The sequence below is a fragment of the Agrobacterium vitis genome (genome assembly GCF_013426735.1).
GTDB classification, from domain to species: Bacteria; Pseudomonadota; Alphaproteobacteria; order Rhizobiales; family Rhizobiaceae; genus Allorhizobium; species Allorhizobium vitis_D.
In genome coordinates, this window is record NZ_AP023272.1 from 797,501 (window position 1) to 823,023 (window position 25,523).

Genomic DNA, 25,523 nt, shown 5'->3' on the forward strand with positions numbered 1-25,523 from the left:
TCTTTGCGCCGAAAATGTAACGGGGCTAAAGCCATGCACCGAAGCTGAGGATGTGCAGTAATGCACGTGGTAGCGGAGCGTTCCGTAAGCCTGTGAAGGGACAGTCGTGAGACATCCTGGAGGTATCGGAAGTGCGAATGTTGACATGAGTAACGATAAAGGGGGTGAGAGACCCCCTCGCCGAAAGACCAAGGGTTCCTGCTTAAAGTTAATCTGAGCAGGGTTAGCCGGCCCCTAAGGCGAGGCAGAAATGCGTAGTCGATGGGAACCACGTTAATATTCGTGGGCCTGGTGGTAGTGACGGATCACACAAATTGTACAGTCTTACTGGATTGATTGTGCAGTGGAGTGGTTCCAGGAAATAGCTCCACCGTATAGACCGTACCCGAAACCGACACAGGTGGTCAGGTAGAGTATACCAAGGCGCTTGAGAGAACTATGTTGAAGGAACTCGGCAAATTGCACGCGTAACTTCGGAAGAAGCGTGACCCCTTTTTACGCAAGTGGAGAGGGGTGGCACAGACCAGGGGGTAGCGACTGTTTATCAAAAACACAGGGCTCTGCGAAGTCGCAAGACGACGTATAGGGTCTGACGCCTGCCCGGTGCTGGAAGGTTAAAAGGAGAGGTGCAAGCTTTGAATTGAAGCCCCAGTAAACGGCGGCCGTAACTATAACGGTCCTAAGGTAGCGAAATTCCTTGTCGGGTAAGTTCCGACCTGCACGAATGGCGTAACGACTTCCCCGCTGTCTCCAACATAGACTCAGTGAAATTGAATTCCCCGTGAAGATGCGGGGTTCCTGCGGTCAGACGGAAAGACCCCGTGCACCTTTACTATAGCTTTACACTGGCATTCGTGTCGGCATGTGTAGGATAGGTGGTAGGCTTTGAAGCTTGGACGCCAGTTCGAGTGGAGCCATCCTTGAAATACCACCCTTATCGTCATGGATGTCTAACCGCGGTCCGTTATCCGGATCCGGGACAGTGTATGGTGGGTAGTTTGACTGGGGCGGTCGCCTCCGAAAGAGTAACGGAGGCGCGCGATGGTGGGCTCAGACCGGTCGGAAATCGGTCGTCGAGTGCAATGGCATAAGCCCGCCTGACTGCGAGACTGACAAGTCGAGCAGAGACGAAAGTCGGTCATAGTGATCCGGTGGTCCCGCGTGGAAGGGCCATCGCTCAACGGATAAAAGGTACGCCGGGGATAACAGGCTGATGACCCCCAAGAGTCCATATCGACGGGGTTGTTTGGCACCTCGATGTCGGCTCATCGCATCCTGGGGCTGGAGCAGGTCCCAAGGGTTTGGCTGTTCGCCAATTAAAGCGGTACGTGAGCTGGGTTCAGAACGTCGTGAGACAGTTCGGTCCCTATCTGCCGTGGGTGTAGGAATATTGACAGGATCTGTCCCTAGTACGAGAGGACCGGGATGGACATATCTCTGGTGGACCTGTTGTCGTGCCAACGGCATAGCAGGGTAGCTATATATGGAATGGATAACCGCTGAAGGCATCTAAGCGGGAAACCAACCTGAAAACGAGTATTCCCTATCAGAGCCGTGGAAGACGACCACGTTGATAGGACGGGTGTGGAAGCAGGGTAACCTGCGAAGCTTACCGTTACTAATAGCTCGATTGGCTTAATCGTTCTCATTGACCATGCTCATCAAAGCCTTCGGCTTTGATGATGCCATCTGTTTTGTCCTGACGCTGTCGGCTCTTTGAGCCTTCGCTGCGGACGGCCAGCACCATCAGGTGCGACGGCCCTTGGCCTTGCGGACTTTGTCCGATGAGTGCCACGAAAACGAAAAAAGACGTGTTCATAAAAAATCCAGCTTCTCAAATATGCAAAGCATCAATACGGTTCCGTATGGTCCTTTGGCACCCTTCAACACGTCAGTGTTGAAGAAAGGTTTGCCAAAGAAAAGGGAACAATGTTGATGCGAAGCATCAACATTGCCCTTAGCTGACCTGGTGGTCATGGCGGGGCGGCCGCACCCGTTCCCATTCCGAACACGGCCGTGAAACGCCCCTGCGCCAATGGTACTTCGTCTTAAGACGCGGGAGAGTAGGTCGCTGCCAGGTCTGCTAAGCGCAATGTTCATACTCAAATCAATCATCTTCTCTCAAAAACATCGGCCCAGCCGAAAACATAAAGGGTCGCTCAAGCGACCCTTATTCCGTTAACGAATAACAATATATAACGCGGGGTGGAGCAGCCCGGTAGCTCGTCAGGCTCATAACCTGAAGGCCGCAGGTTCAAATCCTGCCCCCGCAACCAATAGTTACACAAAATCCCGTAGCCTTAAATGCTGCGGGATTTTTGCGTTTGGGGAATGAGATCCCCGGGCTTTCGGCTCTGTTTATAGGTTACAAGGAAGGGTGCGCACAGTTTCGAACCTGCGGCTTACTCCGTAAGTCCTCACGGTTGAGATGATACCGCCTTTCGAAATTGCTTTGTGAAACTTTCTAGACGGTTGACGTAGCGCAAAGCGATATAAGCCACCATCAGTCTTCTGTGTCTAGAAGGCTTATGTCTTCTGGACATAATTAAGGATGATGGCCATGGCACAGTCTAATTTTGTTTCGAATGAGAATTCAATCGCACTGGAGGCTTTGCATCGCCAGATGAATGACCTTCGCGCTGACATTGCTGCGCATGCGCAGGATTTGTTGCAAGGTCTGTGCGGTTCGGCGGTGGTTCCCCTGCAACATAGGCCAGCGATTGAAAACCTTTGTCATTATCTTTCACTGCGCCACCGTGACCTACGTGTTTTGCAGCGCGAGTTGATGTGGAGAGGTTTGTCGTCTTTGGGACGTCTGGAAAGTCGTGTACTTCCAACCTTGGATGCGGTCTCCGCAGCGCTGTCGGGACTACAAGGTGTTACGTCACACCTGGAGGAACTGTCGGAGAGTAAATTCTTTGCCGGAGAGCGCTCGTTGCGAGCGGCAACAGAGGAATTGTTTGGACCGGCCCGCTCCTCTCGTCGCGGGCGGATCATGGTGACTATGCCAAGCGAGGCTGCTGATCAGCCGGATTTTGTACTTGATCTCGCCAAACGCGGGATGGACATTGCCCGGATCAATTGTGCGCATGATGACGAGAAGACATGGGCAATGATCTCCGGCCACGTCCGCGCGGCGTCAGAGATCATTGGCCATAAACTGACCGTGTTGATGGATATCGCAGGACCAAAAATTCGCACGGAGGCCGTTGCGGGGGAAAAGCGCAAACTTCAGGTCGGGGACCGCCTCAGATTGGTTGCGCAAGGAAAGCCGCGTCCAACCGAGGATGTGGAGTTTGCGGCGACCGTATCGGTTGCGGAAATCGTCACACGTGTCGCTGTGGGCCATCGGGTTCGATATGACGACGGTAAGCTTGAAGGTGTCGTCGAAGAAACGGGGCCAAACGAAGCGGTCATTCGTGTAACCCATACCAAAACCGGAGGTGTGAAACTCAAGCCCGAAAAGGGTTTGAACCTGCCAGATACAGCGCTTGGTCTTTCGCCGCTAACGACGAAAGATTATTCCGATTTGGCAACCGTTATGACACACGCGGATATGCTGGGCTATTCCTTTGTCAGCCATGCTGATGACATCGATCTTTTGGAGGATGCACTGGCAAAATTCCCGGCTCGTTTGCAGCCGCTGGGCTTGATTGCCAAGATCGAGCAGCCGCAGGCTGTGACCAACCTGCCGGAATTGATCGTGCGAGCTCGATGCTGTAATCGCCCGTTTGGTGTGATGATCGCCAGGGGTGATCTGGCGGCTGAAATCGGCTTTGAGCGGGTAGCGGAAATGCAGGAGGAGTTGTTGTGGCTCTGCGAGGCCGCCGCTGTACCCACCATCTGGGCGACCCAGGTTCTCGAGGATCTTGTCAAAACCGGTCTGCCGTCTCGGGGGGAGATGACCGACGCCGCCATGGCTGCTCGCGCCGAATGTGTGATGTTGAACAAGGGGCCCGCGGTGGGTGAGGCAGTGAGCCTTCTCGACAGTCTTCTTGCCCGTATGGATGGGCATGTGTTCAAGAAGACCCCAACGCTTCGCGCCCTGAAATCATGGTAGCGGACGGATTGCTCGTAGCCATCATCTTCAGGGACTTAACCCTCTCGGTGCGGCAGAGAGGGTCAAGTATATTTCAATTCATTATTTGTGAGTCGCCGTTACAGCGATTATTCCACGTAGTATTTATTGTATTGCTTGCGGAATTTCTCTGAACCGCCGAAGTCGCTATAGCGAGTCAGGGTCTGCATGTCTGTCTTGTTCAAGAGAACGCCGAGGACTTTATTGCTGATATGCGGTTCTGCTTCGAGTAGATCGGACACCAGCTTCTTAGGCGTCTTGCCCCATTCGACAACGAAGACGAAACCATCTGCCAAGGGGGCGAAGGCTTTGGCATCGACGACCGGGCCGAGTGGCGCAAGATCAACGATAATGTAATCGAACGATTGGCGGACATTTTCGAGCAAGGCATTCATTCCAGGCGATGCGATGAGCTCGTTGGTATGGGCCAGAGATCGGGCTGCCGCGCCTGGAACGATGGGTAGGACGGCAAGTTTCGTTTCCTGATCCACCTTGATGCAATCCTGCCAGGAGACCTCACCAAGCACGGCCTGCACGAGGCCGGTTTTCGGGGCTGGCTGCAGAAGCCGGCTGAGGCTCGGATTGCGCAAGTCGGCGTCGATCAGCAATGTCCGTTTGCCGCTGGAGGCAAGCAGAACAGCAAAATTTGCTGCAACCGTAGACTTACCTTCGCCAGGAAGTGCCGACAGTACACCGATAACGCGGCTTGTCTTGCCTTGTAGAATAATATCGGTGGCCAGCTTGGTATTGCGCAGGGTTTCTGTGAAGGCGGACCGGGGCGCTTCGATCACGGTTCGCATCATTCTGTCGAGCGATACATTTTCCGCGCCAGGAACGACAGTCGCTCCCTTAGGCGCTTTTTGACGCCAGCGGGCAAGTTTGGGATTGATCGGCTTTTTCAACTTGGGGCCGAGACGCGGCAGATAACCCAGAGATTTTTGGCCAAGTGTGGTGCGTACGTCGCTTTCCAGCCGGAAATACCGCTCCTGCATTTCCTGAAGAAAGGCTAACCCGGCACCGGCCATCAGGCCGAGAACCATGGAAAGGGCGATCACCATTGTCTTTTTCGGGCTGGATGGTGAGGCGGGTATGCCAGCCTCCGAGATAACCCGTGCTTTAGCAGCCGGCAGGGATTGGCTTTGGCTGGCCACTTCGTAGCGGTTCAGGAAGGCTTCGTAGAGGGTCTTGAGCGCTGACGATTTCTGCTCAAGCTCTCTCAGATGCACAAGCGATCGATTGGCGTCGGAATTGGTGCCGGTCAACTTCTCCAGGCTTCCGCGCAGTGATTGCTCACGCGATCTGGCAACGTCGAATTCATTGCCATAGCTTGACGTCAGTTGTTGCAGTTCCTGGAAAATCTGGCCGCCGACATTGTCTTTTTCAGCCTTCAGCGCTTTGGCCTGGGGATGAGTTGGGCCAAAATTGGCAACGATATCTTGTTCACGCTTTTCGATCGACAAATACCGGCTCCGCAGATCCTGGAGCACCTGATTGGCGCCAGCCTGTCCGGAAACGATGGCATTCTTGACCGCATTTTGCGGGCCTTGCGTGACGATGCTTTTATATTGCTCGTAGCGGGCCTGCGCGCTTGCCGCATCGGCCTGGGCAACGATCAGCTGCTTGTTGAGGTCGGTCAACTGTTGTTCGGACATCAGTTCGCCGCCCGTTTGGGTCAAGCCGTTTTCTGCCTTGTATTTTTCAACGTCCAGCGAGGCCAGCTGGGCACGCTTTGCCAGATCGTCCAAGCGACCTTGCAACCACAGCGTTGCCCGCTCACTGGCGTCGAAATTGGCATTCAACTGATCGGTCAGGAAGGCATCTGCGTAGGCTTTGGTGACTTTCGCTGACAGAAGAGGGTCGGGAGAGCGATAGGATACGGCAATGACCGCACTGCGCATCACCCGCTCCACGGTGATGTTCTGCTGTAGCATGGCAGCGGCCTTGCCGCGCTTGCCTGCTGCAATTTCCGCATCGGTTAATTTCGGTCCGGGGCTGACCAGTCTCTTTACGGATCGCAACATGTCCTTGACGAAGGAGACTGGCGAGGCAGGAGGATTGGTGACCAGTTCGTTATCGCTGAGCTTGGCCTCATCGACAACCCGCAGGGCCATGCTGTTGGATTTAAGGATTTCCACGGCGCTGGCCAGTTCGGTATCGGCCTGGGAACGGTCACCGGGTGCTGCCTTGTCGTCTTGCGTGTAGCGCGACAGGCTGTCATCCAGCAGGATCTGCGTCATCGACGTATAATAGGGTGTCGTGAAGAGCAGATAGGTGACGCCGAGCATCACGAAGAGGGCGATCGACAGACCGACGATCCTGGCCCTGCGCACGGCAATGGTCAGCAGTCTATCAAGATCGATAAAGGAATCGGCTTCAGGCTGCTCCCGTTGCAGAACGGCTTTATAGGGATAACTTCTCTCGTTCATGGGGCGGCTCTTCATAATTCGTTGCGGAACATAGTGTGGTCCAAGGATGTCTCGGCGGCACCAGGCATAAGCCGGAAACCGGCTTCAAACGTGGTTGAGGCATGGATAGCTGTCAGGAAAACACCTCCGCTGACCTGCCAGGATCGATTTAGGGTTCGTCTCCCGCCAATGCCGTCCGGGCGGGAACTTTTCGTCAGGGCATGGTCTGTCAACGGACAGCTGGACCGCCGCGACTGCTCATGCACATTGGAAAAACTCACACTCATACAGCACTCCAAACCCTTGATCTCGACAGATGCCCGTTTCCCAGCTTCGTTAGGATCGGAATGATCCGACCCTGATCAAGCAAATTGTAGAACAATGTTGATATTCCGGTGCCTCATGTCATTCATGACGAACAAACCAGGCTCAGGCACTTTATAGTCAAGCATCGTTGTCGCCTTAAATCGATTTCGGACTTAAGGACTTTGCACTATAGGACGTCTTGGTCCGCCTGAATACGGCCTTCATGCGACGGAACCAATTCCTTTAAAAAAGAGTAAACAGCGCAGGTCAAGATCGCTCCGGGTTGGGACAGGGGCTTCATTGATTTTGGTCTTGGCGTGCAAATATCCATGTCACTTCTCTTTAAAGCAGCGGGTTAGCCCTTGATTGGCGGATCGGCAGAAGAGGTAGCGGCTGTTGATGTCCGGTCTCTCTGCAGGCTCTTTATCAGTCGCCGGAGACGAACGGAGATTGGCATTTTCAGATGGCGTAGCGCCAAGGGATTGGCAAGGGCCGTTTTGATAACACCCGACAGCGATCGTGCCTTGAGACTATCGATCAGATTTATGAACGCGCGCGCCTCCTTCAGGCTACGGGTTCGGGCCGTCTGGGCCGCAAGGGCTGCCCCTTTCAGTGGATAGCGGGAGATGAAACCGGCATCGGCGGCCATCATTGCATCGACATGATGGAGGCGAAGCACCCGCGAGATCGATCCTTCCCTGATATAATAGAGGTAACCCGCAGTCGGCTCTATTGTGCAGACCGCATTCTCGGCCAAGGCCGAAGCCAACAGCAGATAATCCTCGCCGATCCTGAGGCTCTCGTCGAAACGCAGGCCTTTGTCATTCAGGAAACTGCGCAGGAAGATAGGCTTCATATAGCCGAAATTATGCTCGGACTGAAACAGGATGTTGGAGCCGATAAACCGCGCCAGGTCGATTTGGCCGATATGCGCCAGCGCGTCTTCCAGAAACATCGTCCGGCAGGTGCCATTCATGTCGATCACGTCGAGATTATCGACGACGACCTGGGCCTTTTCGTCCTCGGCGCGCTCGATCATCCTAAACAGGCGCATCGGTTTGAATGTATCGTCCGAATCCAGTACGGCGATCCAGCGACCACGGGCGGCATCTATTGCCGCATTCCTGGCGCCGCCCGGGCCCTTATTGCGCTCCAATGCGATCAAGCGAACGCGGGGATCGGTGAGGGCAGCAACCCGTTCGCGGGTATCGTCGGATGAGCAATCATCGACAACAACAACTTCGACTGTGACATTAACCTGCGACAGCGCGCTTTCAATGGCGCGCTCGATGGTTTCACCGGTATTATAGGCGGCAATCACCACCGTGACGTCGGGGGTCCAGGCGATCATGGCTTGGCAGTCTCCAGCGATCCGTATTGATGGATTTCACGAAAACCGAGAATGCCGGAGACGGCGCCGAGATGCAGGATGCCGCGCAGGACATAGCGATGACGATGGATTGGCATGAAGACGAAAACCAGTGCGGCCAGAAAGCAGAAAACCGCCTTTGCTGCAGCCACCAGGATTGCCTTGAATTTCGTCAACGGTCCCTTGCCTTCAGCCACCAGCCGGCCATGGGTCTGGCCCATGCGGTAGCGGCGCTTGGCCAACCAGTCGAACCGGCTGCGCGATGGGGTCACGGGTTCATGAAGAAGGGCGTTCTCAGCATAGGCGATCCTGCCGCCATTGCGGTATATATAGGTGAAATACTCGGTATCCTCGCCGCCGGTCTTGCCCAGCGCCAGGTTGAAGCGGCGCTCTGCAAGGCGTGGTGAACGTAGATCGAGAAGCACGTTGCAGGTATAGCCGGTGCGGATTTCACCGCCAACGAAGACCGGGAATGTCGAGTGAAAGTCACCTTTGCGCATCCATTCCGGTGCGTTGTCACTGTAGCTCGCCCTGACAGGACCAAGCACGGCATCGGCACCGGTTTGGCGGGCGACCGCCAGAAGTTCGGTCAGCCAGCTTTCCGTTGCGGTCTCGTCATCGTCGATAAAGGCGAGGTAATCGGCATCGCTGGCATCCAGGCAGGCATTGCGGGCGATGGATATATTGCCAGCCGGGCAATGGACGTAAATCAGCCCGCAGGGGAGGCGTGGGCGCAGGCTATCGACCAGGGATGTCGCGCTGGGCGTTTGGTCATTGTCGGCAACGATGATACGCAGGGATACACCGGTGGGAACGTCGATCATGGCGAGCGACAAGAGAGCTGTCTCAAGCTCCGGCCGGCGGAACGTGCAGATGCCGATATCGATGCGGATGGGATGGGCGGCATTCATGACGCAACCTCTTGACTGGGCGGCAGCGGATAGGTTTTACGATTGCGAAAATCCAATATTTCCCGCCAGAAACCGGCTGACCAGGCAAAATGCATGATCATTGCCGAGAGGGCGGCGAGAGGCCCGAGCGGCTGGCGCTCGCCGATGGCGAGCCAGACGCCGTAGCCAAGGCAGGCCAGCGCCCAGACGAGAAGCGGGATGAGTGCGAGCCAGCTGAATACGCACAGCAATGCGAAAACGGCAACCGGAGCCACAGCCAGCGGAATGAGCTGACGCAGGCTTGGACGGGAGCGATGTTTCAGGAAATTCTGGGCGCGGCCGCGGCCATAGCCAAAATATTGCCGGTAGAGCGGCAAGGGGCTGGAGCGTGGATAATAGACCATGCTGGTATTGGCGGTCATCCAGACACGAAAGCCGGATTTATTCAACCGGTAGTCGAATTCCGCATCTTCGTTATGGCGAAACGATTCGTCATAGCCGCCAATCGCTTTATAGGCGGCAATGCGGATCAGGGCGTGATGGCCATGATCTGTCCAGTGACTTTGAGCGCCGGTGCGATGCTTGGAGCCACCGTTGCCGAGCTTGGAATTCTGAGCCAGGGCCGTTGCCTTCTGGAACGTTCCGAAGCCAACCGTCAACATGCCGACAACGACGGAATCGGCCCCGGTTTCCAGGGCCTCTGTCACCAGTGTCTGGCAATAATCGTCTGGATAGGTGCCATGGGCATCGATGCGAATGATATAATCGTAATCGCCGCCGAATTGCGCAACGGTCAAGTTGACGGCGGCGCTCTGGATTTTCTTGGGATTGTCGATCAGCTTGACCTTGGAATTCTCAGCGGAAATGCGCGAGACGATCGCCTGGGTCTGATCGCGGCTGCCGCCATCGGCCACGACGATTTCAGCGTTCAGATCGTCAAGCGCCTTGGCCAGATTGGCGATAACGCCCTCGATATGCTTTTCTTCGTTGAGGCAGGGGATGACGATCAGGCATCTTACGGATTTCAGCTTGTCAGCCATCATGAACGTCTACCTTGTTCGAAAGGGTTGGCTTGGTTGAAAGGATCGGCGCCTTCATGGCGTTTGAATTCAGAGAACGCGAGGCCATGGGATCTGCAGGAAGTGCCGCAAGTCGGCGCACCAATGTCTCGCAATCGGCTCTGGTGAGCGTGAAGCTGTGAGGGTCCTGGGCGGCGACCGCATCGAAGGCGGACTGGTAGCGCTCGGCAGTCATGGTTTCAAACAGTGAAACGAGGGACGAGACACTTGCATCAGGCAATTCAAAGCCGATGCCCTTGCGGGCCAGGTAGCGTGCTGTCTCAGTCCCTTTCAGGGCAATGGGAACGGTGCCATAGCGACATCCTTCATAGAGCCGGTTCGGCAAAAGCCAGCTTGAATTCTGGCCCTCCTCATAGAAATCGATGGCCCAGACAAATTGAACCTGCTGGTAAATGCCGGCCAGGTCCTCAGGGTTTTTGTAGGGTCCATGAAAATTGACATGCGGTTCACGTGCGACCTGAGCGTCGAAATTCTCAAACTCGATATGGGCTGGACGTCCACGCATCTCAACAATTGCCGAACCCTGCATCGACCGGGTGAATTCACCGAGCAGTTTAAGGGATTTCGAACAGCGTAAGGCGCCGAACCAACCAATGCGCCAAGGCTGGCCGGGAGCCGGAACCCGCGGTGTCAGCGCCAGCGCTGTGTCTTGCCCGGACAAGTCGAGCACTTGGTTTTCCAGCAGCATGGTCGGCAGATCGAGACCTGAAAGCGGCTGGAAATACTGCTCGACAAAGGCCGGAGAGCTGGTGATCAACAGGCTTGCCTGGCGACCGAGCCGCGCTTCCAGACCACGCAGGGACTTGCCGAGCGGATCATTGCGCAGCATCAGCCGATGAATGTCGAGACATTCATAGACCATCGGTACGGCTGCACCGAAGATATGGCGCGCGCGACGGCCGATGGCTAGCATTTCGAGATTGCGGGCAATGATCACGTCCGGGCGGGGCAGATGGCCAAGTTTGGCGGCAGCTGACAAACTGGCTTTCACCACCGTTGCTGCGCGGTGAGCAAAGCGGCCATCGGCGGTGATCCCAAGCTCAATCGGCTGAACACCTTCCACTGCGGCCAATTTGTTTTCATCGCGGCGAAAGCCAGCCAGCATCACGTCCGCGCCACCGGCACGCAACATCATCACCCTGCGGCGAATGGCAGGATCGGCAAGGTCATGCGCAAGGTATAGCACACGTATGGTCATTGGCCCCCTTTGTGCAATTGCGGGGAAACCCTCGCCAGTGAGGATCCGGTTTCCCGCGCTAAATTGCGTCTTCATGGAAAGGTAAGCCACCCATGGCTTACCTTGCCCCCTGTCATAAAGATGCGGCATGTCTTTTCTTGAACCTTACTAGTGCACTGACGCATTCACTTCGTTCATGCTTTCGTGCACTAATTTTTTGTTTATGCATCGATTTTTCCAAACTCGGCTGAAGCCTCCGTTTGGATCGATGCACTAGGATCAAGCCGTGATGCAGTAGTCTGGCAATGTGGCGTCCCTCTCAACGTAAGGCTGCTCTCACATTGTTTGGTCTCAATTCAGCGTGCAGGCTACCGATTCCGGGAACTGGCACTTGTCGCCCAGCGCCGTGAATGCCAGTCGCTCTACGGTCATGGTCTGCGGTCCGGAATAGGAAAACGGCCCCATCCAGTCCTTCAATGTATCCGTACCCCAAAGACTGAAGAAGATCTTCTGGCTGTGGCTCGGCAATTTGGCCGGATCGGTCACGTCCTGAACCAGCTTGCCGTTGACATAGTAGCGCAGCCTGTCCTTTTCCCAGACAAAGGCATAATCGTTGAAGCCCTTGTTGGCGCCATTATCGACGGCAGCCATTTTTTCATTGCCACCCTTGGCCGAGATATACTGGTTGACCTGAACCTCGTTGAGGTTCTTGCCGAGGATCTCGAAGTCGATCTCGTCATGGGGAGTTTTGTCGCGCGGGCCGATAAAGGTGAAAAAAGCCGAATTCAGCCCGGACGCATCGGCGGTTTTCAGGCGCGCCTCATAGGTGCCATAGCTGAAGCGCTGCTTGGTCTGGATTTCGGCGCAGGAATACTGACGCTCGCCCAGGGGCTTGTCGTCAAATGTCAATTCCAGATGGCCATCCTTGATTTTCACGTTTTTCTTGGTCCACGTGCAGTTCTGATGCGGTCCGTTATTCCAGCCGTCGGAAATATACCAGCGTTTTAAATCCAGTTTGTCAAATGTATCGACAAAGGATTGTCCTTCCACGGGTTGCTGGGCATGTGCCGTGGACAGGGTCATCAAAACCGTCGCGCCGAAAGCAGAGGCGCAGAGTAGGCGAGAAAACAGACCTCGGAAAAGCGAGGGGTGGTTCATGTCAGTCTCCTTTGCTGAAGGCAAGCGCCCGCCCGGCTGCCACGTTCTTGTTCTTGTCTCTGCCGCTTGCATTGCGCTGGCCGGTCATGACCCCGTAAAATCCCGGCGTCAGCCGGATCGCCAGGAAATGGGAGGCAAGCAGCAGGCAGAAGGTGACGGGTAGCGCAAGGACGTAAAAGAGGGGGTAAGGCCCTATATCGAATTTTTGCCAGATCATCCATGCGGTCATCAAGATCGGATAATGCGCACAGAAAATCCAGAAACTAAGTCCGCCGGGAGCGGCGACCAGTGTTTTGCCAAGGCGCGTATCCTTGAGCAGCCGGGTCATTTCCCATGCTCCCAGGCCGCCAATCACCGTGATCAGACCATATATCACATCAAGCCAGAGTGGATGCTCGTTAAAGCCGGTTTGATACATGCAGACGAAGACCGCCATGGCCGAGACCAGCACGGCTGCCACAATCGGCAAGGCATAACGGTCGAGCTTGCGGATGTTGACATTGTGTATCGCAATCGCCGCACCAGCCGAAAACCCGAGAATGATCGATTTTTTCAGGAAGATCATATTGGGCACCGGTAGAACGACATAAAGCAACAGAACGCCAAGCGTCAGTACGGGTTGGCGTTTCACCAGGAAGCCAATCAGCGGCGATAAGAGGAAGCAAAGCAGCAGATCACGCAGGAAATAGAGCGGCAGATTGATTGGCCAATCTTCCGTCGCCAGCACCAGGGTAACGAGTTCCCGATAAGACGCGGTCAGTACGCTTGGGAAATATCCTTCGCCATAGCCCAGAGATTGCGTCGTCAGCACATACAGGAAAACGATGCTGTTCCAGAGCAGGAAAGGCAGCAATACGCTCACACTTTTTGAGCGCAGCACTTTCCTGTAATCGAAACCGTCCAGTCCTTTGCGAAACATCAGCAAGCCGGAAATCGCACTCAGGCAGGGAACGCCAATGCGAAACAGCATGTCGCCGAGAAAGGCGCGCAGCCAATCAAAGGCGCCGTATTGGCCCAGATAGGCGTTCGACTGCGGATCGAAGGGGACATGTACGAAGACAATGCCGACGATCAGCATCAACCGCGCCATATGAATCCGCGCGGAAAGTTCCTGGTCGATCTTCACGATATTCGGTACTCCTGTCTTCAATATCCTCTATCGTCCCCATCACCCCGCAGCCCTTCACAGTATGGGCCGACACCTTCACATTATGGGAATGTGCCTGTAAAAATGTGGCAGTGCAGCAAAAAATTTACCTTTGGTTCCTCAATTTTTTGCAGCTCGCTTGGTGAGCATAGGTGGGATTAGTGGGGTAATAGCCGGATTTTTTTGATAAAATATTTGAAATTCAATGGTTTGAATTTATGCAGGTAAAGCTATATGTCTATTCGCGTATGCGAATATTTTTTTGTCCGTAGCTCGAAAAAAGCTAAGGAATTGCGCCGCTTCCACCATCGGGTTTCCCGGATTAGCGCAGAATGGCTCGATAATGAGGCGGCGCAGAGCAGTTTGCAGGGGCTATCATCATTCTGCGGGTGCGGGGGCAGTGGATCTGCGGTTGCGCACCATGGTTTGCAGTTTTCTCAACAATTCGGCCTCCGTCAGAACCACAAATACACCATAGATTGTGCCGCCAATCAGGCCGCCAATCAATACTTGCAGTACGGGATTGGGGACCAGATACCCATAAAAATGCAGAAGGGCGCGAACCATGCCAGCCATGATCAGAGCGGTGACCATCGGCCGTGTGGAAATAAACATGCCCTTGAGGAAGGGCATCTGGTCGGCACGGAACACCACCCAGGAATAACCGAAGAGCACGACGACATTGACGACGCACAGCGCCACCATGGCATCGACCAGGTTTCCAAAGGCTGCGGCAACCGCGACCGCAACGGTGGTGACGATTGCCCGGATGACGGCCCACCAGAAGAGCGTACCGCCGTGTCCGACGCCTTTCAGATAAGGGATAAATGTGCTGCAAGGTGTGAGGATGCCCTTGGACAGAGCAAGCAGACCGAGAACCGGCCAGGCCCAGGCCCATTGCGGTCCAAACAGCACCAGCATGGCCGGTTCGGCCAATGCCCACATGCCGAACATCATCGGCGCCAGCAGCACGGTCGTCACCTGGGTGCTCAACATCAGCGCCTGTGAGCGGCGATCCCGGTCATGCATCATGGTGCTGAAGGCGGGAAACAGCACGCCCATGACAGCGGACAGGACGACCTGGTTGGGAATGCTGGAAAACCGGTTGGCGGCGGAATAAGCGCCAGCGTCCGACAGGCCGAGATAGCGGGAAATCACCACCATGGGAGATTGGAAGGTGATGAAATTGGCGATTTCCGACCCCATCATGCCGAGGCTGAAGCGACCGAGCGCCAGGATACGGCGCGGCTTGAAGGCAAAGCCCGGGACATAACCGGATACATAATAGAGCCCGCAAAGCCGGATGATGGAGGAGGAAAACAATTGCGCCACCAGCGCCATCACCCCATAACCCATCAAGGCCATGCCGACCGCAATCAGTGCGCCGGCCGATTCGGAAATCATGCTCCACAGCGCGTCCTGGCTGAACTGCATGCGCCGGGCCAGGAGAGCATAGGCAACGTCTCCGGTCAGTTGCAGCGGAATGAGCACCGCCATGATGCGCACCAGCGGCGCGGCCTCGACCGCCCCCAGCATGGCCGAAATCGGTTCGGCAAACACGTAAAGGAGAGTTGCCATCAGGCAGGAAATGATCAAATTCGCCCAGAAAACAGAATGGATCGTCTCCGGCTCTTCCTTTTCCTGGATGACCAAAGCTGCACCGAAACCCGCACCGCCGATCATCGCCAGGAATTGCACCACGGTTAGCGCAACGGCGACAGCACCGAATTGATCGGGAGTGAGAATGCGCGCCAGGATCGGGACCGTGACAAATTTAAGCCCGAAAGTGCCTGTTTTGGAAAGGACGCTCCAGCCAACATTCCGGGTTACGGATTTCGCATTGACGGTTGGCGGCATGGGCAAACATCCTTGGGTCTGGGGGCGAAAGAGCGGTTACAGGTCGAAAAGCTTGTGGGAAAGCGCCAAAATTGTATGGTTATGGAGAGTTTTTGCTTCAGGGTGGCAAACAACACAAGCGCTATGGCGAACCTGATTGCATCATGGAATATGGTGCAAGGCACCATAGTCTGATAGCGCAAGGGTACATAACAGGCAACTGAACCTCTTTCTTGAGAAACGACAGGGCAAAAAGATGGCGAAGCTGACGGTGATTATTCCCTTCTATCAGAAGGAAGCCGGAATTTTAAGACGGGCGCTGGGCTCGATTTTTTCCCAGACATTCCAGGACTTCGACATTATTGTGGTCGATGACCAGTCCCCCTATTCCATCGATTTGGAATTGCAGCCGCTGGAGCCGGCACATCGTGCCCGTATTCGGGTGATCAAGCAGGAGAACGGTGGTCCGGGCGGCGCCCGCAATACCGGGCTCGACGCAATTGCCGCCGACTGCGATTTCGCCGCCTTCCTGGATTCCGACGATGAATGGGCGCCGGACCACCTGAAAAATGCCTATGAGGCCATGACTCGCTTCAATGCGGATTGCTATTGGGCATCGATCCATGGCGGAGATGATTTCTACTATCATTTCAGCGTTGCCGAGCTGAAGAAGACCGAAAAAACCGTGCAGCTTCAGGAGGCGCCACTGGTGCTCGAACTGCCGGAAATGCCAGTGGTGATGCTGAAGAACTGGAGTTTCCTGCATCTGTCCTGCATGGTGATCGGTCGCCCGCTGTTTGAGAAAATCCGGTTTGAAGCCGAGCTTCGGCTGGCTGCTGAAGATGTGCTGTTCTTCTGTGATTGTGTGCTGGCAGCCAAGCGCGTCATTTTGTGCGATGCCGCCGGAGCCGAGCGCGGTGAAGGAATCAATATTTTCCACAGTATTGATTCAAGTTCTCCCGCCTTTCTCCAGCAGCAGTTGAATACCTGGGTGGCGCTCGATACGCTTGAACGGCGATTTTCCAATAAACCTGAAGCCTTGAGCTTTATTCAGCACTATAAGCAGACCGCTCGTAAAAATGCCCTCTGGGGTCAGATGGGCATGGTAAAACGCCGTAAGCTACCGCAATTCGGCGTGCTATTGCGATGGATGAGACGGGATCCAGCCATCGTGCAAAGTGCTTTGGCTCTTGCGGTTGGTAAATTTTCCCGCTGATATAAAAGTATCTTGAAATGCAGTGATCATGCATTCTCATCGGGCGTCTGCCTCGCCCCGTAAAGGAACATTCATGCAGCCTTACTATTGGGAATCCGCCCATGGAAATTTTGGTGACGACCTGAACCTTTGGTTATGGGATTTTCTCATGCCAGGTTTTCGGGATGTGCATCCGGAAACGTTACTTGTCGGCGTCGGAACTGTTCTCAATCGCGCTCTTTTGCCGGAAGGTCAGCATAAGCTGGTGATCGGCAGCGGTTTTGGCTATGGAAGCCTGCCGGATATGAGCCGACCGGAAGAATGGGATATAAGGTCCGTGCGCGGTCCTTTGACTGCCAAGGCGCTTGGTCTGCCGCCGGAAAAAGGTGTGATCGATCCGGCTGTGATGCTGGCCGACATGCCTGAATTCCAGAAGCTTCCAAAACTCTACAAAAAGAGTTTCGTTCCTCACTGGGAATCGGCGGTAGCGGGTGTTTGGGCATCAATTGTACCCAAAGTGGGCCTCACCTATATCGACCCCTGCGGCGAGGCAAAGGCGGTTATTCGTCAGATCCTGCAATCCGAAGTGATTATCGCCGAATCGATGCATGGGGCGATCATTGCTGATGCTCTACGCGTTCCATGGGTCGCGGTCAGCACCTCAGCTTCTATCAATAGTTTCAAATGGAACGATTGGGCTTCTACTCTTGGTGTGACTTACAAACCCCTGCGCGTCCCATTGTCCAGCCGAGCAGAAGCAAAGATAAAGGGCGAAAGCTTCTGGGGGATGAGTTTTAAAAACCACCAGCCAGCTCTGGAAAATCCGAATGATCTGGCTGTAGACGCAACGATTATCGAACAAGCACGTGGTCCAAAGCAGACCGGATTGCGCACCGTGGTCAAGCAGGTCCTGGCAGGGCCAGCCATGCTTGGTCTATGGAAGGCAAGCCAAGCAGAACCGCAACTGAGCCGGGATTCGGTCTTACAAGAGCGCAAAGCACGGTTCTTGGAGGTTATAGAGGGCGTCCGTCGTGATTACGGGATCGCAGCGGTCTCCTGATCATGCAGGTGTATGAAAGTCTGTCCGGTTTAGTCTGAGCCGGGCAGATTTTTCATTTATGCGGTGCCGTAACGCATCATAGACGACTTGCTACAGCGCTGTAGGTGCATGTTTTTCCTGGAAAACTCTATCTTTGATCGGCATCCGCGATGACAGGCAAAAGATAGCGCAGAGTCCCCGAAGACTGGGAGGATTGAGGGCGCTGGCTTTTACCCATCAGGGCATCTCTCTTATCTGCTGCAATCCCGCCGATGATGGCCGGTATGGCCATAGGATGCCTCGCGGCATAGGCGATGGCTGAAAATGCACCCTGATTATTCTTTAAATCGAGGAAATGGCGCAACTCGTAGCGGTCGCGAATGTGCTTTTCATGTTGGGTCAACAGTGACCTCTGTTCCTGCGTCAGGTTTGGATTGGCAAGAATGGAGCGGTCGGCTTCGTAAAGCCGCTTGAGATCTTCGGTGCGATGTTTGCCGCTCAGCGAATCATGGCGAACAACGGCGCCATAGCCGCAACTATGAATGATTTTGTAGCGTGCGCCAGCGACAAGTGCGCGCGCGTAAAGATCATAATCTTCACCAAGGCGGAGCTTTTCATTATACCGCAAGCCATGGCGATCGAGAAAATCCCGCCGCATGACTGGCTTTAGGAAGCCGATTTCCCCGCGTTGCGCGCCTCTTTGGGAAATATTTCCGGCAATGAAATCCTCAAGCACCAAAAGGCGGGCCTGACGCCGGAAACGTTTGACGCCGGTATTGACCTGGGAAACGCATTCCTCTTTTACAAAAACGATATTGTCGGCGATAAAATCCCACTGGTCTTCAGCCATCATCTGGGTGAAGCGTCCTGGCAGGAAAAAATCGTCGGCATCGAGAATAGCCAGCAAAGGTGCCGTCGATGCTTCAATGGCGCAGTTGCGCGCGGCGGCTGGGCCGCGGTTATGGTCGAAACGGATAATTTTCAAGCGACCGCTGTTGTCATCGGCGGATAGGGCTTCTGCACCAGTGCCATCCACAGATCCATCATCGACAACGACCACTTCATGCGTTTCGGCTTCCGCCAAGGCAGAACGCACCGCCCGTGCCACAGTGGCGCTAGCGTTTTTGGCGGCAATAATAACGCATACGGTGGAATTCATCGTCATTACGGTCCCCCGTACTCTAATCTGACGCGCAGGTAGCGCGTTTCTGATAAGAACAGATGACGAAGCAAAATTTCCCCTACATTACGGCAGGAACCGGAAAGGCAGTGGATGTCTCCCGGGGTTCTAATCGCCTTGCTCCAAATCAACCGTTTTCCAAGCCAAACGCGGCTTTCAAACACAAATGCTTGGCGAAGTGAGCCGTGTCAACGGCTTTCGCGCAATCTTTGCCATTTGATTTTGGCTGAAACGCGGCCAGGCGAAAGAAGGCGGGTTAGTTGTTGCGCAATGCGGTTTGACCCGTCTCGCCAAGCGCGCGGATCGCGCCATTGCTGGCTGTCGCGTCGCTGGTCCCCATCGCCTGCGTGCGGCGCTTTGATTCCTGGAAAACAAGATAAGCGACAGCGCAGAAGTAACCAACCTGTAAAAGAATGGCGGCCAAAACTGTTTTAATGAGCGTGCCAGCAAGCGAGCCTGACAGGAAATAAGTCGCAACTGCAAACACCAGCAGTGCACCAATCATGCTAAAGAAGACCTTAGGCGCATGCATAATTTAGAGCCTCCCCCCGGTACATTGATCTTGAGATCATAGCCATTGCCTTCTCCTCAGAGGCAAATTGAATATAGGCACCTTGCCTCATTCTTTCAATCTTCATGTTGTTACGGGCCTTTGGCTGCGATCTTGTCATGATGATAGAGCAAATGGCTTGCAGGACCGTTACAAAAATCAGTCAATTTTTCTGGCCGCTTTAGTGAATTACTAACTATTTCCTTGGCTTGCGACAGTGCGTCGATAAAGGTCATTGCGTGTTGGAATAGGGAATGCATTGTCGAAGGGGCGGCGGCGATCGAGCCGAAAACCTATATTTCACCTTTCCGAATTCATTAAATCTTTACCCAGTTCGATCACGAATTGTTACAATATTAGGATATTGTTTTAAACCTATATGCGTCGCACCATAATGATGCAATGCAATATCCATGTCGGGGGACATCAACCTGACCCTCTTTCCTTCATTTCACATGACGAATTTATGAAACTTCCAGGAGTCGGCATTTATATTATAAGTAAAAAACATTCCATTTGCGGGAAGGTTAAAGGATTTTCATTGCGAAACATCCAAAAATGGAAACCTAAGTGTCACAACGGGACATTAAATACTTAAAATGTAGTGCAAGAAAGACACATATTCTAATTGCTATCATTCCATCGTCCGGAAGGTTTTCTGCAAAGGGTATTGCGAAGGACAAATTATCACCACACACTAGGGTTCAATGACCACGGACGCGTCCCGCCGGGACCCGACCAATCGCCCACGTAAATGGAGTTACCTCTATGAAGTCCGCGACAAGATCGGCCAGTTCGCCGTTTTTTACGACCGCCGCATCCGGTACCCAGCCGGTTGGTGGTCTTGCCAAGAGAGGGTTTGATATATTCATCGCCACGATGGCGCTGATTATGTTCAGCCCGATATTCTTGATGATTGCAGCCATGGTAAAATTTACCGATGGCGGCAGTGTGTTTTACGGTCATCGCCGTATCGGACATAACGGCCAGCAATTTCATTGCATGAAGTTTCGCACCATGGTGCAGAATGGCGACAAGGTTTTGCAGGATTACCTGCGGGCCAATCCGGAAGCCTATGAAGAATGGCGTGCCACCCGTAAGCTGCAAAATGATCCCCGCGTCACGGCGATCGGTTCTGTGCTGCGTAAGCTTAGCCTGGACGAGCTGCCCCAGCTGTTCAACATCATCAAGGGTGAGATGAGCATCGTCGGACCCCGGCCTGTGGTCGAGGACGAGCTGGAAATGTACGATAGTGCCGCTGCTTTTTATCTGCAAACCCGCCCTGGCCTGACCGGTCTCTGGCAGGTGAGCGGTCGCAACGATGTTTCCTATGAAACGCGGGTGGCTATGGACACGCAATATGTTAAGACATGGTCGCTGGCCAGGGATGTCCTCATCATGGTCCGTACGGTTCCGGCTGTGTGTCTGTCTCGCGGCAGCTACTAAAATCTAAAGAATGTCATAAGGGCGGAGCCAGAAGGCTGCTGCCCGAAGTGGCGTTTTAGACCTGCCGCATTTTTATTGAATACGCATAGGATTTGCCATGAAGGCTTACGGATTTGCTGGAGGATTTCGGTCATCCAAGCGCATTACGACCGTGAACGGTGCAGCGCTCGCGTTTTGTCTGTCCTTGGCTGTGCCGGGATTGGCATTGGCCGATGACTATCGTTTGGGCGTAATGGACAAGATCCGCGTTCGGGTGGCTGAATGGCAGACGGCCGAGGGCGCCGTGCGGGACTGGGCCGCCGTCAGTGGCGACTATTCCGTCGGCGCTGCGGGCCAGGTGTCTCTGCCGTTCATCGGCGAATTGCCAGCCTCTGGTAAGACAACAGCCGACGTCGCCGACGAGATCGGCAAAAAGATGCAACAATTGTTCGGTCTCAGTGATCGACCGTCTGCATCGGTTGAAATTTCTGAGTATCGCCCCGTCTACATGGCTGGTGCAGTTCAGTCGCCGGGTGAATATCCCTATGCACCGGGTATGACTGTGTTAAAGGCGCTCAGTGTCGCAGGCGGCTTGAAGCGCGCCGATGCTGGCCAGCGTTTTGCGCGTGATTTCCTTCAGGCACAGGGCGATGGCGCCGTTTTGGTCTCCCAACGCAACCGTTTGTTGGTCCGTCGTGTGCGCGTTCTTGCGGAAATGAATGAAAAAGAGACGATAGAAATTCCCGAGGAGTTGAAATCCATTCCCGACATCAACCAGTTGGTTGAGTCGGAAGCGGCCTTGATGAATTCCCAAACCGCCAAGCTCAAGGTTCAGTTGTCATCCCTTGCCGACCTTAAGACTTTGCTTGCGGCGGAAATCGAGGCTCTTGGCAAGAAGTCAGAAACCCAGACCCGTCAGTTGACGATGGTTCAGGAAGACCGCGACAAGGTCAATAGCTTGAGCGAGCAGGGCTTGGCGCTGAGTTCGCGTCGTTTGGCGGTCGAGCAGCAGGTGTCGGATTTGCAATCGGCACTTCTGGATATCGATACCAACACGCTGAAGGCCAAGCAGGATCTGAACAAGGCCCAGCAGGACGAGACCACGACGCGCAACGATTGGGATGCACAGCTCGCCCAGGAATTGCAGGATACCGAAGCTGAGCTGGACCAGATTGCGTTGAAGCTTTCCACCAGCCGTGGCCTGATGGCCGAATCCCTGCTGCAATCTTCGGAAAGCGCCAGTGCCAAGACTGCCGATGGCGAAGCCAATGTCGCTTATTCCATCGTCCGCGAAAAGGATGGGAAGCCCACCGAAATCGCTGTGGACGAGAATACCTCGGTGACGCCCGGCGATGTGATCAAGGTTACGGTAAAGCTGTCTCAGCCAGCCATGCGGTAACGGTCGATGCGGATCGCCAAATCGCATCTCATCGACCCGGAACGCAATGGTCTCTATGCCGCCACGGCGATTGCGCTTTCCTATTTCGTCTTTGCCTATTCTGCCCGTTTCGGGCAGATTTCCATTCTGGCCTATTACGGTGTCTGGCTGCCGCTGATTGCTGTGAATTACCGGCGCGTGCTCGGTAACTATGGCCTGTATCTTCCGATTTTTGCCTTCAGTATTCTGACGATTCTATCTATCTTCTGGTCGGCGGCGCCACCTGTAACCGTCAGGGCCTCGTTGCAATATTTCTCGCATATCGTCTGTGCGTTGATTGCCATGCGTGTAGTGGGAATCCGTTCCTTTCTGAGGGGATCCATGATCGGCACAGGAATCGTGCTGGTCTATTCGCTGCTGTTCGGCTCTTATTTCCTCGATCCACTGGACGGATCCTTCAGCTTTGTGGGCGCGTTCTCGTCAAAGAACCAGCTGGGCTTTTATGCCTCCCTCGGCGTGTATTTTTCGTTCGCTGCGATCATTATCCTGAAAGAACGCAGCATATGGATGCTGCCGCCTGCTGGGCTGGCTTTGCTATCAGCTTACTGTCTGTTTGCATCCGAATCGGCGACATCGGTCATTACTGTCATGGCGGTGGTCGGTGCGTCGCTGGTCTTGAGAGCAGTTATTCTCCTGTCGCCGCGCCATCGTATTGTGCTGGTTGTGGCTGGCGTCGTGCTTGGCGGGCTTGGCGCAGCGGCGTTCGTGTATGCTGGTGGCGTCGATTTGATCCTGGGAGCGTTCGGAAAGGATTCGACCCTGACCGGGCGAACCTATCTTTGGCAACAGGGCATAGCGGCAGCCCTGGCGAATCCGATTTTTGGCGTCGGTTACCAGGCCTATTGGGTTCAGGGCTTTTCCGAGGCGGAGCGGCTATGGGATGAGTTCTATATTCCGACCCGAGCCGGGTTTCATTTCCACAATACCTTTATCGAAACCGCTGTTGAGACGGGGATTATCGGCCTCGTTCTGCTGGTTGCTATGTTGGTCGTCGCATTGATCGGCAATCTCAAACGTCTGCTCGTCAATGCCCGAGATCCAGAGGCCGGTGTGCTGTTCGGTCTCGCCATGCTGCTGGTCGAGCGGGCTTTCGTGGAAATCGATATTATCTTCGCTTACCAGATCGGCTCATTCCTGCTTTATTTCATGCTGGGCAAACTTGTTCAGCGCCGTGCCATTCCGGTGACACGCTCAAGTGTCGTGCGTTATTATGGTGATGGAACCTCGAGCGCCCGCAATATCTAAAAAACAACGGCGTTGTAGCCGTTGTAAAAGAAGCGCTACTGCATCATATATGAATGATTGGCTGCCTTGCTTGCAGGGTTCTGTCTTTGCGCTGTGCTTTCTTTTGCTGGCGTGGATTTTAGAAGTTGCCACCGGTGTTTTGCCAATGCACACAAGACGCCGTAACGCTTTAAAGATGCTGCATAATGGTCCTGAATCAAGTTGGATTTAGGCAATCGTGCAGCCACAGTCATAATCGACAGTCGATTTCCCGACCGTATCCCTTTGCTCAAGCCGTTCATTCGAAGGACTAAGCCATGATTCGATTCACCACTATTACCGATGATGCCGCACCGGCAAAAACGCCAGCCGTAAAGGCCGTTTCAAATGAGACCGCGCCGGAGCAGCAGTCCGAGCCGACAAAAACCGAAAAACGGCAGAAGCGGAGCAAACCGGCTGATGGCGGTGAAAGACTGTTGTGACGATTGGGCATGGCTACTGAAAATTGATCGCGAAGTTTCTTCGCGTTCGATTTGAGAAATGCATGCAGTCGTGGAACCTTAGGTGCCTTTTTTCACTTCAGAAATCCGATAATGACCTCTTTTCTTTGAAACATGCGAGCGAGAATAATGCGATGGCTTTAACCTTCCCGAATAGTAGCCGCAGTTTCGATGAGAAGGGACACCGCATCCGGTTTCTTGGTTACGACGGCATGTTTGAAATCCGGTTTTTCGTTGAACTTGATGCGATATCCAAGGCGATGGCCAAGGTCATTGTCGGAGAGCACGACTTCCTTGCCGCATTCGACAATCTTCGCGGGTCTATTCTGGATGTCGCGAGAAAAGCCTACGGAAAAAAAGGCGGCAACAACATGTATCTTTTGACCGCGGCGGATTTCCGTTGACCGTAGAACAGCTGGATCCGTTACGTACTCTCTGAACCTGACGGGGTCCAATGTCTTCTGCTCACGGCTACGTCAAACTCTAAGCAAAGGGATTTTACATTGACTGATCAAGATGAGGATCTGGTTGAGCGCCGCGCTGTTCGTGCCCAGGAAAAACTGGTGAAGCAGCAGGAAGGGCAGCAGGCGATGGATGAACATCTCGCTGCCCTCGAGCGGCAGAAGGAAAAGACCTTGCGGCTGCGCGAATTAAGACATGCCTTGGAGGCAGAAAAAATGCAGACCGCCGTCAAGGCAAAGCCTGCAACCAAACGCGCTGGTCAGCTGTAAACGACTTTGGACGGAGAGGCCGTATTTTATCTGCGGCCCAAAACACCCGTCATATCAGGTGGTAGCAGCCGGCGCGAAATTCGTGTCGAGGAACTGCTTGCTGATTGATAGATCGATTTGAGTGAGATTATGCCCCGACGGCAGGATTTCGTGGCTGACCGTATGGCCCACAGCTTGAAGCGAGCCGACCAATCGTTCTGCATTGTCTGCGGGAACGATTGGATCCATCGCTCCAGATAGGATGAGAACTGGCACGCCATCGGCAGTGTCATGCACGACCGGCGGCGACTGAAGCGGGGTCATGGCCCGCAACAGTACCGCACCAGCCAAGGCCTGGCGATGCAGCAACAGCAGAGCGGCGGCAATATTGGCGCCATTGGAGAAACCGACGGCGACAGGGGCTGCCAGGTTATGAACCGCACGGGCCTCCTTTATGAAGCCGGCCAGATCCGCTGCCCGCGCGCGCAGGTCATCTTCATCGAACACACCTTCCGCCAACCGTCTGAAGAAGCGTGGCATGCCGTGTTCCAGAACTTGTCCACGGGGTGATAGCAGAGCCGCACCCGGAGAAAGGGCAGAGCCAAGCGACAAGAGATCATTTTCGTTGCCGCCTGTTCCATGCAGCAAAAGCAAGGGCGTAAGGTTCGGCACCGTCGCCGGAACGAACTGATGGATGAATGACGAGATGGGGGAATGGGTCATGTCGGCTTTCTCCTAAGCTGCCCCGACGTGAGGCGCGAGATGTGCCGCAAACGTAAAGTGTTGCAGCAGTCGAGCGTTTGATAAAATGCACGAT

General features: G+C 54.4%; 21 protein-coding genes, 1 tRNA gene and 2 rRNA genes (1 of these 24 cut by a window edge). 12 read left to right on the plus strand and 12 right to left on the minus strand.

Going from position 1 to position 25,523, the window contains the following annotated elements:
* Positions 1–1,643, plus strand: a 23S ribosomal RNA gene (locus H1Y61_RS03620) (it extends 1,312 nt beyond the left edge of the window).
* A 2-nt stretch (positions 1,644–1,645) separates the two neighbouring features.
* Here H1Y61_RS03620 and H1Y61_RS03625 read toward each other — a convergent pair.
* The gene (locus H1Y61_RS03625; RefSeq protein WP_174113773.1) at positions 1,646–1,819 is read right to left on the minus strand and encodes a hypothetical protein; all 174 of its coding nucleotides are present in this window, start codon (positions 1,817–1,819) and stop codon (positions 1,646–1,648) included.
* A gap of 146 nt (positions 1,820–1,965) precedes the next feature.
* Here H1Y61_RS03625 and rrf point away from each other — a divergent pair.
* The 3 genes from rrf to H1Y61_RS03640 all read left to right on the plus strand — a co-directional run bounded on the left by rrf (position 1,966) and on the right by H1Y61_RS03640 (position 4,060).
* Positions 1,966–2,080: ribosomal RNA gene (gene rrf / locus H1Y61_RS03630) — 5S ribosomal RNA — on the plus strand.
* Between the two features lie 119 nt (positions 2,081–2,199).
* Positions 2,200–2,276 (plus strand) — tRNA-Met (locus H1Y61_RS03635).
* 275 nt (positions 2,277–2,551) lie between these two features.
* Positions 2,552–4,060, plus strand: coding sequence for a pyruvate kinase (locus tag H1Y61_RS03640; protein ID WP_180573729.1), 1,509 nt, complete (start codon positions 2,552–2,554; stop codon positions 4,058–4,060).
* A 107-nt stretch (positions 4,061–4,167) separates the two neighbouring features.
* Here the strand turns inward: H1Y61_RS03640 and H1Y61_RS03645 are convergent, their stop codons facing one another.
* The 8 genes from H1Y61_RS03645 to H1Y61_RS03680 form a co-directional block, all read right to left on the minus strand.
* Positions 4,168–6,504: a polysaccharide biosynthesis tyrosine autokinase gene (locus tag H1Y61_RS03645; RefSeq protein WP_012654199.1), complete on the minus strand. Its 2,337-nt coding sequence runs from the start codon at positions 6,502–6,504 to the stop codon at positions 4,168–4,170.
* Positions 6,505–7,144: 640 nt separating this feature from the next.
* Positions 7,145–8,140: a glycosyltransferase family 2 protein gene (locus tag H1Y61_RS03650; protein WP_180573730.1), complete on the minus strand. Its 996-nt coding sequence runs from the start codon at positions 8,138–8,140 to the stop codon at positions 7,145–7,147.
* The gene (locus H1Y61_RS03655; protein ID WP_180573731.1) at positions 8,137–9,069 is read right to left on the minus strand and encodes a glycosyltransferase family 2 protein; all 933 of its coding nucleotides are present in this window, start codon (positions 9,067–9,069) and stop codon (positions 8,137–8,139) included. Before H1Y61_RS03655 ends, H1Y61_RS03650 begins: the two co-directional genes overlap by 4 nt.
* Positions 9,066–10,091, minus strand: coding sequence for a glycosyltransferase family 2 protein (locus tag H1Y61_RS03660; protein WP_180573732.1), 1,026 nt, complete (start codon positions 10,089–10,091; stop codon positions 9,066–9,068). The genes H1Y61_RS03655 and H1Y61_RS03660 overlap by 4 nt, the downstream gene beginning before the upstream one ends.
* Complete coding sequence (locus H1Y61_RS03665) at positions 10,081–11,325, minus strand: glycosyltransferase family protein (protein WP_180573733.1); 1,245 nt, start codon at positions 11,323–11,325, stop codon at positions 10,081–10,083. The genes H1Y61_RS03660 and H1Y61_RS03665 overlap by 11 nt, the downstream gene beginning before the upstream one ends.
* A gap of 330 nt (positions 11,326–11,655) precedes the next feature.
* Positions 11,656–12,462, minus strand: coding sequence for an endo-1,3-1,4-beta-glycanase ExoK (gene exoK, locus H1Y61_RS03670; protein ID WP_180573734.1), 807 nt, complete (start codon positions 12,460–12,462; stop codon positions 11,656–11,658).
* Position 12,463: 1 nt separating this feature from the next.
* Positions 12,464–13,588 (minus strand): acyltransferase family protein, encoded by a 1,125-nt coding sequence (locus tag H1Y61_RS03675; RefSeq protein WP_235680826.1) that lies wholly within the window; start codon positions 13,586–13,588, stop codon positions 12,464–12,466.
* 399 nt (positions 13,589–13,987) lie between these two features.
* Positions 13,988–15,466, minus strand: a complete 1,479-nt coding sequence (locus tag H1Y61_RS03680) for a lipopolysaccharide biosynthesis protein (RefSeq protein ID WP_180573735.1) — start codon at positions 15,464–15,466, stop codon at positions 13,988–13,990.
* A 235-nt stretch (positions 15,467–15,701) separates the two neighbouring features.
* Here H1Y61_RS03680 and H1Y61_RS03685 point away from each other — a divergent pair, with 235 nt between their 5' ends.
* Entirely contained in the window at positions 15,702–16,661 is a 960-nt protein-coding gene (locus H1Y61_RS03685) for a glycosyltransferase family 2 protein (RefSeq protein WP_180573736.1), read from the plus strand.
* A gap of 73 nt (positions 16,662–16,734) precedes the next feature.
* Complete coding sequence (locus H1Y61_RS03690; RefSeq protein WP_180573737.1) at positions 16,735–17,700, plus strand: polysaccharide pyruvyl transferase family protein; 966 nt, start codon at positions 16,735–16,737, stop codon at positions 17,698–17,700.
* Positions 17,701–17,827: 127 nt separating this feature from the next.
* Here H1Y61_RS03690 and H1Y61_RS03695 read toward each other — a convergent pair whose 3' ends face one another.
* Together H1Y61_RS03695 and H1Y61_RS03700 are read right to left on the minus strand one after the other, a co-directional pair.
* Complete coding sequence (locus H1Y61_RS03695; protein WP_174112936.1) at positions 17,828–18,844, minus strand: glycosyltransferase family 2 protein; 1,017 nt, start codon at positions 18,842–18,844, stop codon at positions 17,828–17,830.
* A 271-nt stretch (positions 18,845–19,115) separates the two neighbouring features.
* Positions 19,116–19,391, minus strand: a complete 276-nt coding sequence (locus tag H1Y61_RS03700; RefSeq protein WP_071203328.1) for an exopolysaccharide production repressor protein — start codon at positions 19,389–19,391, stop codon at positions 19,116–19,118.
* Between the two features lie 786 nt (positions 19,392–20,177).
* Between H1Y61_RS03700 and H1Y61_RS03705 the strand changes: the two genes are divergently transcribed.
* The 6 genes from H1Y61_RS03705 (at position 20,178) to H1Y61_RS03730 (ending at position 24,727) form a co-directional block, all read left to right on the plus strand.
* Complete coding sequence (locus tag H1Y61_RS03705) at positions 20,178–20,855, plus strand: sugar transferase (protein WP_174112940.1); 678 nt, start codon at positions 20,178–20,180, stop codon at positions 20,853–20,855.
* Positions 20,856–20,952: 97 nt separating this feature from the next.
* Positions 20,953–22,233 carry a polysaccharide biosynthesis/export family protein gene (locus H1Y61_RS03710; protein WP_234903484.1) on the plus strand — a complete coding sequence of 427 codons (1,281 nt, stop codon included), beginning with the start codon at positions 20,953–20,955 and terminating at the stop codon, positions 22,231–22,233.
* Positions 22,234–22,239: 6 nt separating this feature from the next.
* On the plus strand, positions 22,240–23,517 hold the full coding sequence (locus tag H1Y61_RS03715) for an O-antigen ligase family protein (RefSeq protein ID WP_087730354.1): 1,278 nt from the start codon (positions 22,240–22,242) through the stop codon (positions 23,515–23,517).
* Positions 23,518–23,813: 296 nt separating this feature from the next.
* On the plus strand, positions 23,814–23,978 hold the full coding sequence (locus H1Y61_RS03720) for a hypothetical protein (protein ID WP_180573738.1): 165 nt from the start codon (positions 23,814–23,816) through the stop codon (positions 23,976–23,978).
* 152 nt (positions 23,979–24,130) lie between these two features.
* Complete coding sequence (locus H1Y61_RS03725; protein ID WP_087730399.1) at positions 24,131–24,400, plus strand: DUF1488 family protein; 270 nt, start codon at positions 24,131–24,133, stop codon at positions 24,398–24,400.
* A gap of 99 nt (positions 24,401–24,499) precedes the next feature.
* A complete protein-coding gene (locus H1Y61_RS03730) occupies positions 24,500–24,727 on the plus strand; it encodes a hypothetical protein (protein ID WP_041698624.1) in 228 nt (75 codons plus the stop codon).
* 54 nt (positions 24,728–24,781) lie between these two features.
* Here the strand turns inward: H1Y61_RS03730 and H1Y61_RS03735 are convergent, their stop codons facing one another.
* A complete protein-coding gene (locus H1Y61_RS03735; protein ID WP_180573739.1) occupies positions 24,782–25,429 on the minus strand; it encodes an alpha/beta hydrolase in 648 nt (215 codons plus the stop codon).
* Positions 25,430–25,523 lie beyond the last annotated feature (94 nt).

Coding starts and splice junctions, on each gene's coding strand:
- H1Y61_RS03625 (WP_174113773.1), bottom strand. CDS start 1,819: ATGAACACGTCTTTTTTCGTTTTCGTGGCACTCATCGGACAAAGTCCG.
- H1Y61_RS03640 (WP_180573729.1), top strand. CDS start 2,552: ATGATGGCCATGGCACAGTCTAATTTTGTTTCGAATGAGAATTCAATC.
- H1Y61_RS03645 (WP_012654199.1), bottom strand. CDS start 6,504: ATGAACGAGAGAAGTTATCCCTATAAAGCCGTTCTGCAACGGGAGCAG.
- H1Y61_RS03650 (WP_180573730.1), bottom strand. CDS start 8,140: ATGATCGCCTGGACCCCCGACGTCACGGTGGTGATTGCCGCCTATAAT.
- H1Y61_RS03655 (WP_180573731.1), bottom strand. CDS start 9,069: ATGAATGCCGCCCATCCCATCCGCATCGATATCGGCATCTGCACGTTC.
- H1Y61_RS03660 (WP_180573732.1), bottom strand. CDS start 10,091: ATGATGGCTGACAAGCTGAAATCCGTAAGATGCCTGATCGTCATCCCC.
- H1Y61_RS03665 (WP_180573733.1), bottom strand. CDS start 11,325: ATGACCATACGTGTGCTATACCTTGCGCATGACCTTGCCGATCCTGCC.
- exoK (WP_180573734.1), bottom strand. CDS start 12,462: ATGAACCACCCCTCGCTTTTCCGAGGTCTGTTTTCTCGCCTACTCTGC.
- H1Y61_RS03680 (WP_180573735.1), bottom strand. CDS start 15,466: ATGCCGCCAACCGTCAATGCGAAATCCGTAACCCGGAATGTTGGCTGG.
- H1Y61_RS03685 (WP_180573736.1), top strand. CDS start 15,702: ATGGCGAAGCTGACGGTGATTATTCCCTTCTATCAGAAGGAAGCCGGA.
- H1Y61_RS03690 (WP_180573737.1), top strand. CDS start 16,735: ATGCAGCCTTACTATTGGGAATCCGCCCATGGAAATTTTGGTGACGAC.
- H1Y61_RS03695 (WP_174112936.1), bottom strand. CDS start 18,844: ATGACGATGAATTCCACCGTATGCGTTATTATTGCCGCCAAAAACGCT.
- H1Y61_RS03700 (WP_071203328.1), bottom strand. CDS start 19,391: ATGCATGCGCCTAAGGTCTTCTTTAGCATGATTGGTGCACTGCTGGTG.
- H1Y61_RS03705 (WP_174112940.1), top strand. CDS start 20,178: ATGAAGTCCGCGACAAGATCGGCCAGTTCGCCGTTTTTTACGACCGCC.
- H1Y61_RS03710 (WP_234903484.1), top strand. CDS start 20,953: ATGAAGGCTTACGGATTTGCTGGAGGATTTCGGTCATCCAAGCGCATT.
- H1Y61_RS03715 (WP_087730354.1), top strand. CDS start 22,240: ATGCGGATCGCCAAATCGCATCTCATCGACCCGGAACGCAATGGTCTC.
- H1Y61_RS03720 (WP_180573738.1), top strand. CDS start 23,814: ATGATTCGATTCACCACTATTACCGATGATGCCGCACCGGCAAAAACG.
- H1Y61_RS03725 (WP_087730399.1), top strand. CDS start 24,131: ATGGCTTTAACCTTCCCGAATAGTAGCCGCAGTTTCGATGAGAAGGGA.
- H1Y61_RS03735 (WP_180573739.1), bottom strand. CDS start 25,429: ATGACCCATTCCCCCATCTCGTCATTCATCCATCAGTTCGTTCCGGCG.